At 56.8% G+C, this 15286-nt stretch carries 15 protein-coding genes; 2 read left to right on the top strand and 13 right to left on the bottom strand.

Going from position 1 to position 15286, the window contains the following annotated elements:
* Positions 1 to 47 precede the first annotated feature (47 nt).
* The 12 genes from ACR0EV_RS20350 to rplO form a co-directional block, all read right to left on the bottom strand.
* Positions 48 to 1358, bottom strand: a complete 1311-nt coding sequence (locus tag ACR0EV_RS20350; RefSeq protein WP_480801765.1) for a replication-associated recombination protein A — start codon at positions 1356 to 1358, stop codon at positions 48 to 50.
* A 3-nt stretch (positions 1359 to 1361) separates the two neighbouring features.
* Positions 1362 to 2747 carry a trypsin-like peptidase domain-containing protein gene (locus ACR0EV_RS20345; protein WP_480801764.1) on the bottom strand — a complete coding sequence of 462 codons (1386 nt, stop codon included), beginning with the start codon at positions 2745 to 2747 and terminating at the stop codon, positions 1362 to 1364.
* A gap of 73 nt (positions 2748 to 2820) precedes the next feature.
* Positions 2821 to 3876 carry a TauD/TfdA family dioxygenase gene (locus tag ACR0EV_RS20340; RefSeq protein ID WP_480801763.1) on the bottom strand — a complete coding sequence of 352 codons (1056 nt, stop codon included), beginning with the start codon at positions 3874 to 3876 and terminating at the stop codon, positions 2821 to 2823.
* A 122-nt stretch (positions 3877 to 3998) separates the two neighbouring features.
* A complete protein-coding gene (locus tag ACR0EV_RS20335; RefSeq protein WP_480801762.1) occupies positions 3999 to 4889 on the bottom strand; it encodes a DUF2950 family protein in 891 nt (296 codons plus the stop codon).
* Between the two features lies 1 nt (position 4890).
* Positions 4891 to 6213: a DUF3300 domain-containing protein gene (locus ACR0EV_RS20330; protein WP_480801761.1), complete on the bottom strand. Its 1323-nt coding sequence runs from the start codon at positions 6211 to 6213 to the stop codon at positions 4891 to 4893.
* A gap of 136 nt (positions 6214 to 6349) precedes the next feature.
* Positions 6350 to 6772 (bottom strand): 50S ribosomal protein L17, encoded by a 423-nt coding sequence (rplQ, locus tag ACR0EV_RS20325; protein WP_171181624.1) that lies wholly within the window; start codon positions 6770 to 6772, stop codon positions 6350 to 6352.
* A gap of 118 nt (positions 6773 to 6890) precedes the next feature.
* The gene (locus ACR0EV_RS20320; protein ID WP_050605850.1) at positions 6891 to 7907 is read right to left on the bottom strand and encodes a DNA-directed RNA polymerase subunit alpha; all 1017 of its coding nucleotides are present in this window, start codon (positions 7905 to 7907) and stop codon (positions 6891 to 6893) included.
* 114 nt (positions 7908 to 8021) lie between these two features.
* The gene (gene rpsK, locus ACR0EV_RS20315) at positions 8022 to 8411 is read right to left on the bottom strand and encodes a 30S ribosomal protein S11 (RefSeq protein WP_008757289.1); all 390 of its coding nucleotides are present in this window, start codon (positions 8409 to 8411) and stop codon (positions 8022 to 8024) included.
* Between the two features lie 15 nt (positions 8412 to 8426).
* A complete protein-coding gene (rpsM, locus tag ACR0EV_RS20310; protein WP_298387605.1) occupies positions 8427 to 8795 on the bottom strand; it encodes a 30S ribosomal protein S13 in 369 nt (122 codons plus the stop codon).
* Between the two features lie 413 nt (positions 8796 to 9208).
* Positions 9209 to 9784, bottom strand: coding sequence for an adenylate kinase (locus tag ACR0EV_RS20305; RefSeq protein ID WP_480801760.1), 576 nt, complete (start codon positions 9782 to 9784; stop codon positions 9209 to 9211).
* Complete coding sequence (gene secY, locus ACR0EV_RS20300) at positions 9781 to 11145, bottom strand: preprotein translocase subunit SecY (protein WP_171091989.1); 1365 nt, start codon at positions 11143 to 11145, stop codon at positions 9781 to 9783. Before secY ends, ACR0EV_RS20305 begins: the two co-directional genes overlap by 4 nt.
* A 109-nt stretch (positions 11146 to 11254) precedes the next feature.
* Entirely contained in the window at positions 11255 to 11728 is a 474-nt protein-coding gene (gene rplO / locus ACR0EV_RS20295; RefSeq protein ID WP_480801759.1) for a 50S ribosomal protein L15, read from the bottom strand.
* Between the two features lie 318 nt (positions 11729 to 12046).
* Here rplO and ACR0EV_RS20290 point away from each other — a divergent pair, with 318 nt between their 5' ends.
* Both ACR0EV_RS20290 and ACR0EV_RS20285 read left to right on the top strand, forming a co-directional pair.
* Entirely contained in the window at positions 12047 to 13081 is a 1035-nt protein-coding gene (locus ACR0EV_RS20290) for a fatty acid desaturase (protein ID WP_480801758.1), read from the top strand.
* A gap of 318 nt (positions 13082 to 13399) precedes the next feature.
* Positions 13400 to 13927 carry a hypothetical protein gene (locus ACR0EV_RS20285; RefSeq protein WP_480801757.1) on the top strand — a complete coding sequence of 176 codons (528 nt, stop codon included), beginning with the start codon at positions 13400 to 13402 and terminating at the stop codon, positions 13925 to 13927.
* Positions 13928 to 14076: 149 nt separating this feature from the next.
* On the opposite strand, the gene ACR0EV_RS20280 is transcribed toward ACR0EV_RS20285, so the two are convergent.
* A complete protein-coding gene (locus tag ACR0EV_RS20280; RefSeq protein WP_480801756.1) occupies positions 14077 to 15282 on the bottom strand; it encodes a M15 family metallopeptidase in 1206 nt (401 codons plus the stop codon).
* Between the last annotated feature and the right edge of the window lie 4 nt (positions 15283 to 15286).

Here is a 15286-nt window from a genome sequence, read left to right as displayed (position 1 = left end):
CCTGTCGCCTGTGACGCGGCGGCATGTCCAATACTGACCTTGCGTAACTAGCTGTTGCGCTGTGTCCGAAGCTTGGCGAAATAATCGAGGCGCTTTTTCAGCTCTCGTTCGAACCCGCGTTCCACCGGCTGATACAGGACCGGGCGTTTCATCGTTTCTGGGAAATAGTTCTGACCGGAAAACCCGTCCTCGGCGTCATGGTCATACGCATAACCCGCACCATATCCCTGGTCCTTCATCAGCGAAGTGGGCGCGTTCAGGATATGCTTGGGCGGTGGCTCGCTGCCGGATTGCTTAGCCAGTCGCATGGCCGCTTTGTAGCCGACATAAGCCCCGTTGGACTTTGGGGCCAGCGCCAAATAAACCAAGGCTTGCGCCAGCGCCAATTCCCCTTCGGGAGACCCCAACCGTTCATACGTTTCCCACGACTGCAAGCAAATGGCCTGCGCCTGAGGGTCCGCCAGACCGATATCCTCAACCGCCATCCGCGTAATCCGACGCGCCAGATAGCGCGGGTCTTCGCCGCCGGTCAGCATGCGGGCGAACCAGTACAGCGCCGCATCCGGGTCAGACCCACGCACCGATTTATGCAAGGCCGAGATCAGGTTGTAATGCTCATCACCCGACTTGTCGTATTTCGCCGCCCGCCGCATCAGCCGCGTCGACAGCGCATCGGGATCCAGCGGCGCGTCCACCTTCCAGGCCGAGACCTGTTCGATCAGGTTCAGCAACGCTCGTCCATCACCGTCGGCCATTTCCTGCAACGCATCGCGCGCGGCGGGGGTCAAAGGCAATGCGCGGTCCAGCTCTTTCTCGGCGCGCTGCGTCAGGCGCTCAAGATCGGCAAGGCTGAGCCGTTCCAGTACCAGAACCTGCGACCGGCTCAGCACAGCGGCGTTCAATTCAAAAGACGGGTTTTCGGTTGTTGCGCCCACCAACAAGATAGTGCCGTCTTCCATATGGGGCAGAAACCCGTCTTGCTGCGCCTTGTTGAAACGGTGGATCTCGTCCACGAACAACAGCGTCCCCTGCCCGTTCTGTCGGCGAATCTTGGCGGCCTCGAAGACCTTCTTCAGGTCAGGTACACCCGTAAATATCGCACTGATCTGGACAAAATGCAGATCGGTTTCTTGCGCCAAAAGCCGCGCTATGGTCGTCTTTCCTACCCCGGGCGGACCCCAGAAGATTAGACTGGACAGGCTGCCCGCCGCCAGCATCACGCCCAGCGGGGCCTCCGGCCCCAACACCTGCTCCTGACCGATGACGTCGCCCAGTGATTGGGGCCGCAATCGATCCGCCAAAGGGCGGTGCAGGGCATCGACGGGTTCGGTTGGCCCGGTGTCGAACAGATCGCTCATACGTTACAGCCGGAATCGCAAGGACACGGACCGGCCCTCGCGTTGAAGACCCATCTGCACTCGGCGTCCCGGGTTTGTCATCGCGCGTTCAACGTCACCAGGGCGCTGAATATCAACCGCGTTGATTGTCTCGATCACATCGCCGGGTCGCAACCCGGCCCGCGCGCCATAAGGGCCCGGATCAACCACAACAACACCGGTCAGAGACAGGGGCAGGCCCAGCTTGGTGATCACCGCCGGATTGATCCGGGACACGATCAAACCCGGCAGAACTGTCGTATCGTCCAGCGCGGTTTCTTCGGCAGCGGGTGTTTCAGGTGCTTTGATCAAGGCCACCTCGACCTCATCGCTTTGGTCGCCGCGCAGCCGCGTCAGAACCGAGCTTCCACCCACACCCGCAATAGACATGCGGAACTTCATTTCAGCGGGGGAGTTCACCTCGTCCCCGTCTACATGTGTGACAACATCGCCCACCTTCAGCCCCGCCTCGCGCAGCGGGCTGAGGTCGTGCAGGTCCGAGATCACAACACCCAGCGGGATAACGAGCCCCAGAGATTCCGCGATATCCGCGCTCATGTGCTGACCCGACATTCCCGCCCATGGGCTGACAAAACTATCATTACCTTGCTGCGCCTGTTTCAGGAACTCGGCCACCAGATTTGCCGGGATGGCAAAACCGATCCCGTTGGAGCCGCCCGACCGCGTCAGGATCGACGTGTTGATCCCGATCAGATCGCCATTCACGTCGATCAATGCGCCGCCGGAATTGCCCGGGTTGATCGCCGCATCTGTCTGGATGAAATACCCGCGACCGTTGCCGGTTGCCGTTCCGGTGCGCGCCAGACCCGAGATGATACCCGAGGACACGGTTTGCCCCACACCAAAGGGGTTTCCGATTGCTAAAGCCAGCTCTCCCACTTCGACCTGATCGGAATCCCGCAGGCTCAGAAACGGCAGATTTTCGGCCTCTTCCAAACGGAGGATCGCAATATCGCTTTCCTCATGGCCCAGAACAACTGTGGCCGAAAACTCGCGCCGGTCCGTGGTAACAACCCGGATCTCTGTTGCGGACCCAACGACGTGATAGTTGGATACGACATAGCCGTCCTCGGACAAGATCACCCCAGAGCCCAACGAGTTTTGCACCCGTGGTTGCGGTGTCCCAAAGCCCCGGCCAAAGAAGTCTTGAAAAAACGGATCCGAAAAGAACGAACTGGCCCGCCCTTGCCGCACGATTTTTGCATAGATGTTCACGACCGCAGGAGAGGCTTTTTTCACCACAGGAGCAAAGCCCAGCGAAATCTCGGCCTGCGACTGCGGCACACGAGTTTCAGCCGTCGCAAATGTGGAAACTGCACAGGTCAAAGCGATAAGTGTCGCGCGAAGCATGGATACCTCTACCTCAAAAACTGCGTAGGATATGCGACTACGGGCGCGCTAATGCAAGCACATGCCCCCGCGTTCAATCCAGCGGTGCGTGCAGACGGGTCCCTTTTGTAATGATCCCACCCCGATTGCCCACTTCAATCGACCCGTATCGCTGTTTGAAAACACCCGGCAACTCCCGATCCCCTTCTGGAGACAGCCAAAGGCGGAATAAATGCCGGCGGTCGGCTGGATCAGGCCAGTCAACAAACCCTGTTCGGTCATGCAACTGAGAATGGTTGTAGACAAACTGCATATCGCCGGGTTGCAACCGCATCGTCAAATATAGATCTGGGTCGTTTGCCAGGGCGTCGAACTTGTCCAAAGCGGCGACATGCTCTGGGGTCAGACGCATGGCTTCGGGAAACCGCTGCGCGCTGTCGATATACTGACGCTGATAGAACACAGTCAGCTTACCATCATGCCAGCTGAAGGGCGGAATAGTCATGAATGGCTGCATCCCTTCCGGCACTTCACCGCGCCGGTCGGTTGCTATCGGGTCGAACAATCGCTGCAGCAGGTCCGGGCATTCGTCGCGCATCCGGTTGTAGATTGCTTCGGCGCTGACCAACAGTGAATCCCCGCCCTCTTTGGCGTCCCGAAGACACAATAGCCCTACGATATCGGCGCTGTCTGTGTGAAATGTCTGGCGCTCGTGGGTCTGATAGATCCGCGTGTTCGGGTCATTTGCATCCGCACCGATATCCCGGACATGACCCAGAATATGCCCCTGCGCGTTCTGGGATCGCGCTGATCCCAAATGGGCACCTACCCCGCAGAAAATCGCGGCGGCCATCTCCTGAGAATAGCTCTCGACCGGTAGGCCCCGGATCACCTCGAAGCCAATACCCTTGATCAGTGTGTCCCTTAGGGCTTCTAGATGGCGGTTGAACCGGTGCAGTGGAAAATCCGCTTTGGTAATTTCACCGATATCCCGCCCCAGGCTCAGATAATGACGCGCAGCTTGCTCAAGGTCTGCGATATCCTCAGGGCTCAGATGCAACAGCCATTCATCTTGCCGCGCGGCCATTTCTCGCCCGGTCCAAACGGATGGGCCGGTGAATTGCGCCGGTAGTTCTGCAAGCACTGTCATCTCTACCTCCCCTCAAACTATCGTCATGTTCGTGCGAAAGAAGGCATTGTTCATCACCCGAAACCACCGGAAATCGCTTAAATGCGACACCAATCGGGTGCGCTTTGGATGGCAGGTCAGTCTTATTCCGCAGGCGACCAATCAGGTCCAGGGTCGTACTCCAATATACTCGCGGTACGTTCCAGCGTGTCGGGACCGAAGTCTGCTTCGAATATGATCCCGTTTTCTCCAACCAGGAACGAATGAATTCCTGTCTCGCCATACTCCGATGGAACGGCCAAAAGCGCGTGGCCCGCAACAAAATGATCGCCCACAAAGTACGAATATGCACCGCCCGGTGCATTAGAGCCCTGCCCCTGAAGAATCGTATAGTAGTATCCAAGGAAAGGTTCTGGTTCGTAATCCTCTTCTCCGTCACTCCACCCTGAGGCCACCGCCCGGGCAAGTGCCGCGCCAACAAAGCTGTCTTCCTCGGGCCAGAACAGACCATCTTTCACACCCGGATCGGAAATGATGTTACGCGCGAACTCCATCACACCGTCACCATTATGGTCAGCCAAACGGAAAGCCGCCTGAAGATCGACATAAGCATCAAGCAATTCCATCACTTCCAGCTCATTCAACCCGATCTCACGGGCTGAAACCTCTTCGATGCCGGCCTCAAGGTCGAAGTGCCATTCATCACCATCACGAGAAATCGGAATAGGAAACGGCCAGCTGTCTTCCCCTAACAAAAGGACCACACTGTCCTCTTCTGGCTGGAAGCGATATCCGTCAGCGTACATGCCAAGCACTTCTTCTCGCCTGGCCCTGTCTTCCTCGGGGTCGCCCGTTGACAGCAAGTCTTCGGCGTCAGCCCCAAAAACGTCCAACAACTGGCCCCGATCATCCGATTTCAGTGCGCTGACAAACGCATCCAACGCTGCTTGAGGGCTGTTGAAATGCGCGCCCTCAGACACCGCTGCGCTAGCTGTAGCGACAAGAAGGGCCGAAGAAACTATGAAATGCCGCATCTTATCTCCTCCGATTTCCCTTGGCCGCGTGCCCGCGTTTTGACGCGCTGTGGGTTCTCTTGCCGGACGCTTTCTTTTGCATGGCTTTCCCTTTGGCCGCAGGTTTCTTTTGCTGCACCGCAGCCCTTTGGGCCTGGGGTTTCTTGGCGGTGGTCGCATTGCTTTTCACCGGCTTCTTTGCGGTACCAGAGGACTGCTTGGTTCTGTCCACAGCCTTCTGCTTCGCGGCGGCTCTGTCAGTGTCGACATTCCCCCGATTGACCTGCGGTAATTGCTTGTCATTGCCGCGGTTGGCCAGCGCACCACCCGCAATCGCCCCAGCACCAGCCCCGGCTGCCAACGCCGCAGCGCCCGAGCCGTCCCGACTTATGTCGGCAGCCCCGGATTCACGGCTGAGCTTCGCACGCAGTTCATCTGTGCGGCCATTTGGCCGGTCAACAGGTAGGGTGCCGGCACCGCCACCGGACCGATTGTGATCTGCTATCTTGTTTCGCGCCTGTTGTTGACGGTTCGTATCAGGCTTCCACTCAACATCTGTGCGATTAATGTTGTTGCCGATATTGACGTTTCCATCGACGTCAATGTCGATGTTTGGGTTTCTGTAGATCGGGCCACCGCCCCATCCGCCGCAGTTCCGGCACCCCCAATAATCATACCAATCATCGTCATCGTCGAAAATCTCGTCAATCAGTGCCACTGTCCCAAAGGTCAGCAATGCAGCACCCACAACATCGCCCGTTGATGGCCCCGTATACACGGTCGCAGGATCGTATTGCGGAACATAAACGGTTTCAGTGTTCGTCGGTGTGATGACGACGGTCTCATCCTCTTCGACTTCGACTGTTTGTTCCGGGCCGGACACCAGTGCACCGCTGTCGATTGCCTGATCCCGCATCACCTGGACTGCATCCATCACATCATCAGATTGGGCCAGCATCGCTGTTCCCATCGTTTCGGTCCAGTCGACATGCGTCGCCATTTGCCCAACGACTTCGGGGAACGCTGTTGCAAGCACGCTGACGGACGGGTCCCAGCCCATGGCCTCGATTTCAGGTTCAAGCTCAGCCGGGTCTCGGTCTGCATTGTCGATCAAAAAACGCTCGGCCTTCACAATCTCTAGCGGTTGTGTGGAGGCAACGAGTATCTGGATGAGCAACGTATCCGGATACAAGGCAACCGGCGCGACCAGCGTTTGAAGCTCAGCGTCGGTCAGAAGGTCAGCCGTTTCTTGCGACGCCGCTTCAGTCGCTTCATCCGTGGTTTCCTGCGCGAAAAGCGCAGTGCTTGCGCAAAACAGAGGCGCAAAAATCAGATATCTAAACATATTGCGATCCTTCAATTTCTTTGAGGATCGCCCAAGTTCATGATTCTGGCAACAAACCTTGGGTTTTGTGCCGCAACAATAAGAAAAACCCCCGCGTCCGGAACGCGGGGGCCAATAATCAGAAAGCCAAGCTTTCTTATTCTTCGTCTGCGGCCTCTTCGGCGGCAACGCGGGCTTTGTCGGCCGCGCCTTTGGCGTCGATGTCACGATCAACGAATTCGATGATCGCCATCGGGGCCATGTCGCCATAGCGGAAACCGGCTTTCAGGATGCGGACGTAACCGCCCTGACGCTCGGCGTAGCGGGGGCCCAGAACTTCGAACAGCTTCGCGACGTCTTTGTCTTCTTTCAGCTGAGAAGCGGCCTGACGGCGGGCGTGCAGGTCGCCGCGCTTACCCAGCGTGACCAGCTTTTCGATGATCGGGCGCAGTTCTTTTGCCTTGGGCAGAGTTGTCTTGATTTGCTCATGCTCGATGAGCGAGCCGGCCATATTCGCAAACAGAGCTTTACGGTGCTCATGAGTACGGTTCAGGCGGCGGTAACCACGTGCGTGACGCATTTTCTAGTTCCTTCTTTCGCGTTTTGCTTTGTCTGGCCGACGATGCGTGTCACCGGCTCTCCTTGGGGCGGAAGTGCCCATTTGGTCCCCGGCATCCCGGGCATTGGGGAAGACGCGTTTAGAACGCGTCTTCGAATTTCTTCGCCAGATCTTCGATATTGTCGGGCGGCCAGTCCTCGACATCCATGCCGAGGTGCAGACCCATACCGGACAGCACTTCTTTGATCTCGTTCAGCGATTTGCGGCCGAAGTTCGGGGTGCGCAGCATCTCGGCTTCGGTTTTCTGGATCAGATCGCCAATGTAAACGATGTTGTCGTTCTTCAGGCAGTTTGCCGAACGGACCGACAACTCCAGCTCGTCCACTTTCTTCAGCAGCAGCGGGTTGAACTCCAGACCATCGTCCTCGTCCTGACGGCTTGCCGATTCCGGCTCGTCGAAGTTGACGAAGATCGACAGCTGATCCTGCAGGATGCGAGCAGCAAAGGCCAGCGCATCTTCCGGCGTAATCGAGCCATCGGTTTCGATCTTCAGGGTCAGCTTGTCATAGTCCAGAACCTGACCTTCACGGGTCGGCTGAACGTCATAGGCGACCTTTTTGACCGGCGAATAGATCGCGTCGATCGGGATCAGGCCAATGGGTGCGTCTTCGGGCTTGTTCTTTTCAGCCGAGACATAGCCTTTGCCGGTGTTGACGGTCAGTTCCATGAACAGATCGGCGCCATCGTCCAGGTGACAAATGACGTGATCGCGGTTCAAAACCTCGATGCCAGCGCTCTCGCTGATGTCACCAGCGGTGACAATGGCCGGGCCTTTGGCATTGATCGACAAACGCTTGGGGCCTTCGACTTCCATGCGCAGGGCAACCTGCTTGAGGTTCAGAATGATATCGGTGACGTCTTCACGAACGCCCGCGACCGAGGAAAACTCGTGCAGGACGTTGTCGATCTGAACGCTGGTGATGGCCGCGCCTTGCAGCGAGCTCATCAGAACGCGGCGCAGGGCGTTGCCCAAGGTCAGACCAAAGCCACGCTCCAGCGGTTCGGCAACCAAGGTCGCCTGACGTGCCGGATCATTGCCCGGCTTGGCTTCCAGCTGGGTCGGCTTGATCAATTCTGCCCAATTCTTGTGGATCATGTAATCCCTCCATTCCTGTCCGCGCCCCATGACCAACAAGGTGCAGACGCCCGAGGTTCAAAATGACGTGCTGGGGCCGTGCACGAACACAGCCCCAGCTCAATTCAAAATCGCTTAGACGCGGCGACGCTTCGGCGGGCGGCAGCCGTTGTGAGCAATCGGGGTCACGTCACGGATCGACGTGATGTTGAAGCCCACAGCAGCCAGTGCGCGCAGAGCCGATTCACGACCCGAACCGGGGCCCTGAACTTCGACTTCCAGCGTCTTGACGCCATGTTCCTGCGCCTTTTTGCCTGCATCTTCTGCAGCCATCTGAGCGGCGTAGGGGGTCGATTTCCGCGATCCCTTGAAGCCCATGGTACCTGCAGACGACCACGAAATGGCGTTGCCCTGTACGTCCGAGATCAGGATCTTGGTGTTGTTGAAGGTCGAATTCACATGGGCAACGCCCGATGCGATGTTCTTACGCTCTTTGCGCTTAACGCGAGTCTTATCACGTGCCATCAGTCAGACCCTCCCTTATTTCTTCTTACCAGCGATGGCCTTTGCAGGGCCTTTGCGGGTACGAGCGTTGGTGTGGGTGCGCTGACCGCGAACCGGCAGGTTGCGGCGGTGACGCAGACCGCGATAGCAGCCCAGGTCCATCAGGCGCTTGACGTTCATCTGAACTTCACGACGCAAGTCACCTTCGACGGTGTAGTTGGCGTCAATGTGCTCGCGGATGGCCAGAACTTCGGCGTCGGACAGTTCATTGACGCGACGGGTTGCGTCGATACCTACGGCTTCGCAGATTGCTTTGGCCGAGGTGTTGCCGATTCCGGTGATATATGTGAGGGCGATAGGTACCCGCTTGGCAGTCGGGATGTTTACGCCGGCAATACGTGCCACGTGTCACTTTCCTTTTCGTTGCGGTTCCGTAACTCCAGAACCTTTTTTCACAACGCTTTACCGTGGCAGTGTGGCCAGAGGGTTCAGCATTATTCGAGGTGGTCGGGGCATTTGGGACGAATCCCGCATGCGGTCTTGATTCCCTTTAGGGATGGGGGTCGATATGGGCTTTTGGCGCTCTCGTCAACCCCATATCATTCTGGCCAACAAACCTTCTCTCTTACGCTCTGATCAAAGATGAAATGTTTGCTGGTTTGGTCACGGCAGAAATCAATATGGGTGTTCAGCGAGCCAAGGTGTACCAAAGATGATCCACCAACAATGACAACGCAGATGAAGCCTAAAAGAAACCCCCACGCGAACCCAAAGAACTTCCACATCTCTGGCGCCCTGACATTCTGGTTGATCGCAGCCTAACCCAGAATCGCCTCGATCGAGGCGGTGACTTCTTCGATACTGGCCAGGCCATTGACCGGGCGCAGGTCACCCTTGGCATGGTAGTAGCCAATCAGCGGAGCCGTCTTTTTGTAATACTCCATCAGGCGAATACGAACGCTGTCTTCGTTATCGTCCGCGCGTACAGGCTTGCCCGCCGCGCGCGCCTCTTCTGCGCGACCCACGATGCGCTGCACCAGAACCTCGTCGTCGACACGCATTTCGATCACGGTGTGCAGCGACTGGCCCATCTTGGTCAGCAAAGCCGCCAGGGCGTCGGCCTGCGCCAGAGTGCGCGGAAAGCCGTCAAAGATAAAGCCTGCACCCTTTTCGGTCGTCAGCTTCTCTTCGATCAGGCCGATCACGATCTCGTCTGTGACCAGTTGGCCCGAGTCCATGATCTCGGCAACTTTCTGGCCCATCTCGGTACCGCTGGTCTTGGCCTCGCGCAACATGTCGCCAGTGCTCAGCTGGACCATGCCGCGTGTCTCGACCAGGTGCTGTGCTTGCGTCCCTTTACCTGCCCCCGGGGGGCCCAACAAAATGATGTTCATCGACGAGCGGGTCCCTTCCTGCCGCGTTTCTTGCTCTTACCGCGCAATTGGGACTTTTCGATCAGCCCTTCATATTGATGCGCCAGCAGATGGCTCTGAACCTGTTGGATTGTATCCATGGTGACAGAGACAATAATCAGAACCGAGGTGCCGCCGAAATAGAACGGTATAGCGAACTGGTTCCGCAGGATCTCGGGCAACAGGCAGACCGCCGCCAGATAGGCCGAGCCCAGAACCAGAACACGGTTCACCACGTATTCCAGATACTCGGCGGTCTTTTTACCCGGACGGATACCCGGCACAAAACCGTTTTGCTTTTTCAGGTTGTCCGCCACGTCATCGGGCTTGAACGACACGTTGAACGTATAGAAATACGCAAAGAACACGATCATCGAAGCGAAGAACAGCAGATACAGCGGCTGTCCGGGGCCGAAATTGGCCAACATCCACGACATGATCGGTCCGTTCGCAGCACCTGCCGAGAAAGTTGAGATCGTCACCGGCAGCAGCAGCAGCGAGCTGGCAAAGATCGCCGGGATCACGCCTGCCGGGTTCACTTTGACCGGCAGGTGGCTGGAGCCGCCCTCGTAGACTTTCATACCGGCCTGACGACGCGGATACTGAATGTGAACCTTGCGCAGCGCGCGCTCCATAAAGACCACAAAGGTAATCACGGCAATGACCATGACGATCACGCCAACGATCACTGCGGGGCTGATGGCACCCGAACGCCCCGAGGCAAAGAACTGCGCCAGCGCGGCTGGAACCTCGGCGATGATGCCGACGAAGATGATCAGAGAGATACCATTGCCGATACCGCGCGCGGTGATCTGCTCACCCAGCCACATCAGGAACATGGTGCCACCGACCAGAGTAATCATGGTCGACATACGGAAGAACATGCCCGGATCGGTCGCCAAATCCCCAGCTTCCAGCGAAACCGCCAGACCATAGGCCTGCACAGTGGCCAGCGCCACTGTGCCGAAACGGGTGTACTGGTTGATTTTCTTGCGGCCCTGCTCGCCCTCTTTCTTGAGTTGCTCAAGCGCGGGAACCATGGATGTCAGCAGCTGCACGATGATCGAGGCCGAAATATAGGGCATGATGCCGAGGGCAAAGATACCCATCCGACCCAGCGCCCCGCCGGTGAACATCGAAACCATGCCGCCGATGCCTTGCCCCGCCTGCTCCATGAATTCGCGCAATGCCTGCCCGTCGATCCCCGGCACCGGAATAAAGGTGCCCAGACGATAGACGATCAGCAAACCCAGCGTGAACAGGATGCGGTTGCGCAGATCGGTGGCTTTGCCCAAAGCAGCCCAGCTTGTATTGGCTGCCATTTGTTCTGCTGCTGATACCATAAATCGGTCTCTCTTATGCAAACGCCGCCCGGAACCGTTTTCCGGCTCGGACGGCGTCTTGGAAAACTCTGAGGTCTATGTAAGCGGGTCTTGGCCCGCTCACAAGCGATTACTCTGCCGCAGCAGCTTTTGTGACCGTCAGTGAACCGCCCGCTTTTTCAACTGCCTCAACGGCAGACTTCGAAGCACCGGTTACTTCCAGGTTCACTTTGGCGCTGATTTCGCCTTTGGCCAGAACGCGGATACCGTCCAGCTTGCGGCGGACCAGACCGGACGCAACCAGAGCGTCTTCGGTGATCGCAGCCGAAGCGTCCAGCTTACCGGCTTCGACAAATTTCTGGATCAGACCCAGGTTAACAACGGCGAACGCCTTGCGGTTCGGCTTGCTGAAGCCACGCTTGGGCAGACGCTGGTACAAGGGCATTTGACCGCCTTCGTAGCCGTTGATGGCCACACCCGAGCGGGATTTCTGGCCTTTGATACCACGGCCACCCATTTTACCTTTGCCGGAACCCGGACCACGGCCAACGCGAGTGCGTTTCGGAGCGGCGCCAGGATTGTCGCGCAATTCGTTCAGTTTCATTTCGCTTCTCCTAAGCCGGATATGACCCCCGAAGCGTGATGGGCCAAACACGGCATTTCTTGGTTTTGATTCTCATGGCGGAAAGCCACCGCAGGCGTATAGGCCCGATGGCGGGGCTTGGCAAGCCTGTAGATTGTCGTCTGCTCTGCGGTGCGATCACAACCTCCTGCACGAGGTTTCCAGATGATACCTAGATGACAAGCTCACTGCTTTCTGACCTTTATTTGAATACGAATTGCAGCGGTTTTAACAGAAACCACTTGCCATGCCGGGGTGGTAGTCTATCGGGATGCCTGAAAACACCAAACTGGCAGGCGCATGACTCACCCTTCTCACTCGCTTCGGGACAAACCGGAGACAACCGCCGCACGTGACTGGGTCACAACGCTTGCCAAATATCGCGAACCGGACCAACTGCGCAGCACGTTCGAGCTGGGCGTCAGCATTGTTCCCTTCTTCGCGCTGTGGGCGTTGTCCTGGATGTCGCTGTCGGTCAGCTATTGGCTGGCCTTTGCGATTTCCGTGCTCAATGCGGCCTTTCTGCTGCGCCTGTTTGCCATCCAGCATGATTGCGGGCACGGCGCGTTCTTTAAAAACCGGGCCCTCAGCGACTGGGTCGGGCGCGGGATCGGCGTTCTGACACTGACGCCTTATGATGTCTGGCGTCGCACGCATTCCACGCATCACAACAGCTCGGGCAATCTGGACAAGCGTGGGATGGGCGACATCCACACCCTGACCGTGGCGGAATATCAGGCCAAAACGCCAATGAACCGCTTCTGGTATCGGGTGTACCGAAACCCGATCACCCTGTTTGTGTTTGGCCCCGGCTATCTGTTCCTCTTTCAGAACCGCCTACCCTTGGGCCTGACCAACAGCGTTAGGTTCTGGGTCAGCGCCATGGCCACCAATGTCGCCATTCTGGCCATATTACTGACCGTCTATTGTTTTGGCGGGCTGATGCCGATGCTGCTGATCTTCCTGCCCTCAACCCTGATTGCCGCGGCGGCCGGAGTATGGCTGTTCTACGTGCAGCACCAGTTCGAAGACACACATTGGGAGTCGGATGAGAACTGGCAACTGCACGAAGCGGCGCTGCACGGAAGCTCTCATTATTTATTGCCGTCGGTCTTGCAGTGGTTCACGGCCAATATCGGCATCCACCACGTGCATCACCTCTACAGCCGTATTCCCTTTTATCGCCTGCCCGAAGTGCTGCGCGATCATGATGAGCTGGCCAACAGCAACCGAATGACCATCCGCGAAAGCCTCGCCAACGCGCGGCTGCATCTGTGGGATGAGCAAAGCCGTCGCCTGCTGTCCTTCGCCGAAGCCCGCGCTTTGTATGGTTGATAAGGGGCGCTCCACGGACGAGGCGGGTGATCTTACCATCCATGGCGTAAGTTGGCGTGGGGCTATTCTCGCTCGGTCCGATCACTATTGTGATTGATACGGAGATGAAGGCGGACGGATAAGCGAGCTGTGCTAAGTTAACCGCCAAAGCGACGGTTGGACGACATGCCTGACTTTGGGAAAGAACAACAAAAACAATCTTGGCAGCGGTCGTTGACCCGGCGATTGCTGCGACCCTTCTCGATCTCGGCGGCTCAGCCTGTCGAGGTCGCTTTGGTCTCAGATCCCAAACCTGCGCGCAGGTAGGTGCTAGAGAAGATGCGAGAGTTCAGCGTCGAGCCCTCTTTCCAGATCGCCGATGAAAAGCTGGGGCTGCTGTCGGTGTTCGATGATCTGAAATACGACCGGGCGGATGTGGACATGATCTCTCCGGCGATGCGTCGCCATGTGGTCGGCAAGCTTGGTCCGCTGGGATTTCGCCAGACCTCGGGCACTGTGTTGGAACATGCTGAGGCCGATATGCGTGTGCACATCCCCAAGTTCCACGCCCTCGGCGCGTCGCCCTTCGACATCGCGCGTTATACCGAGAAACGCCCGCAGGGTTACTGCTTGCTGACGCCTACGCAGGTGGCCTGTCAGTACGTGGATCCCTGTGAGTTAGACGACGCAGTACAGCGGATTGAGGCGTGGATTGCGAAGCACCCGATCAACCTTCTCAAACTGGCGGATTATCTGGAAGGCAAACCCAAACACCGCGCCTTTCGCGAGGTGCTGGGGCATATCAAGCTCAAGCAGCGGATTGCGGTAGAGGCCGAGCCGCTGCGCCGCAGGCGCTCGTTGGGGTGAAGCTGGGAAGTCAGATAGATGTTAAAAAGTATGTGTGCCCTGAAGAAGTGAAAACTCCACCGACGTGCTACTTGGTCTCTGGTTGGGCCCGGTTTTTGAGCGAGATGAAGAATCCGTGAAAGCGCTGCTTTGCTTCTGGGTTGGCGCTATCAATTCTTGTCGGCGACACGCAAAGCCTGCGCCAATTGCGCAAATGTCTCATTCGTCAAGTTTGGAAAAAGCCCGCAATCTCGCCATGTTTGGGCATTTCTGAAAAGATTTCTAGCCCAATCAGCGTCTCCACCCGCCGGAAGATTTCCGTCCAGCAAGTCAGAATTCCTAATATCTTTTAGTTGAATATGAGGAATTTCAATCAGCTGTCCCTTGCTGTTGTAGATAGGTGTCAGTCCCTGCTCCTTTGCCAGTTCATGCATGCGATCCCACCACGATCGTTTTTCACCTGTAGTATCCCAGCTCCATTCTCCGTCATCAGTTCTCAAGACAAGATCTGCTGCTAAGCCATATTGGTGAGCGCTCTGCCAAGGTGCAATCCAAGTGATTTTGTTACCTGGTTTTGTACGACCCGTTGCGTACAGTCTGCTTTGACGGAAGGGTGATCTAAATCCTTCAAATAGCTGAAATGGAATTCCCTCATCGTTTAAGGCAGCGATCAGTGAGGCAACTTTGTCCCTGATCGCTGGGTGTAAGTTCTGTAGCTTGTTGTCACGAGCGAAATAATCCTCACCGATGGGGCAACTGCTGTCGTCGGCGGCGGAGATTGTTTCATTCGCGGTGGCAATAACAGATCTACCACGTGCTGCTCGCCCGAGTTCGCCGTAAAGCCACTTTAACTCAAGATCCAGCACTACCAGCTCTATTGCTTCCTCGTCTTTCAATTTGTCTACTGGAGTACGCTCCAATCTTGCGCGCCTTCTTTCCCGGTCTAGGATCTTAGTTTTGGTGTCTTCTCTAAATTTTCCAAGGTCACTATGGTATTTAGTCCATCGCGCTCTATCGGAGTCGGTGTCTGTTGAATTGCCTTCTGTTACAACCGAGAAATACTCGGCCATGCGAAGCCTCAATTCAATGTCCTCATTTAAGGCATATTCTATGAAGGTAGTAATTTCGTCACGTCGCGCCTCTGATTTGGATATGTCTAATTCGACTGCCTGCCGAGCGTTTTTGAACTGAAGATCCCAGAACTGGATAGCTCCTGGCACCAATACGGATGCCAATCCGACGAGGGCGGTGCCAACGGCAATCTTCCAAAAACTCATTCGCGCTTCGTATCGCCGTAAGTCATATTCAAGTTGGCTGATCCCAGAGGTTGTCGTAGGTTGAGAGGGTCTGCGGTCTTCTGGCTCTTTATCCGTCATAGAA

It is taken from the genome of Ruegeria sp. CF8 (assembly GCF_056537285.1).
Note: the sequence above shows the minus strand (reverse complement) of the source record. Positions and strands in the feature narration are given on the sequence as shown.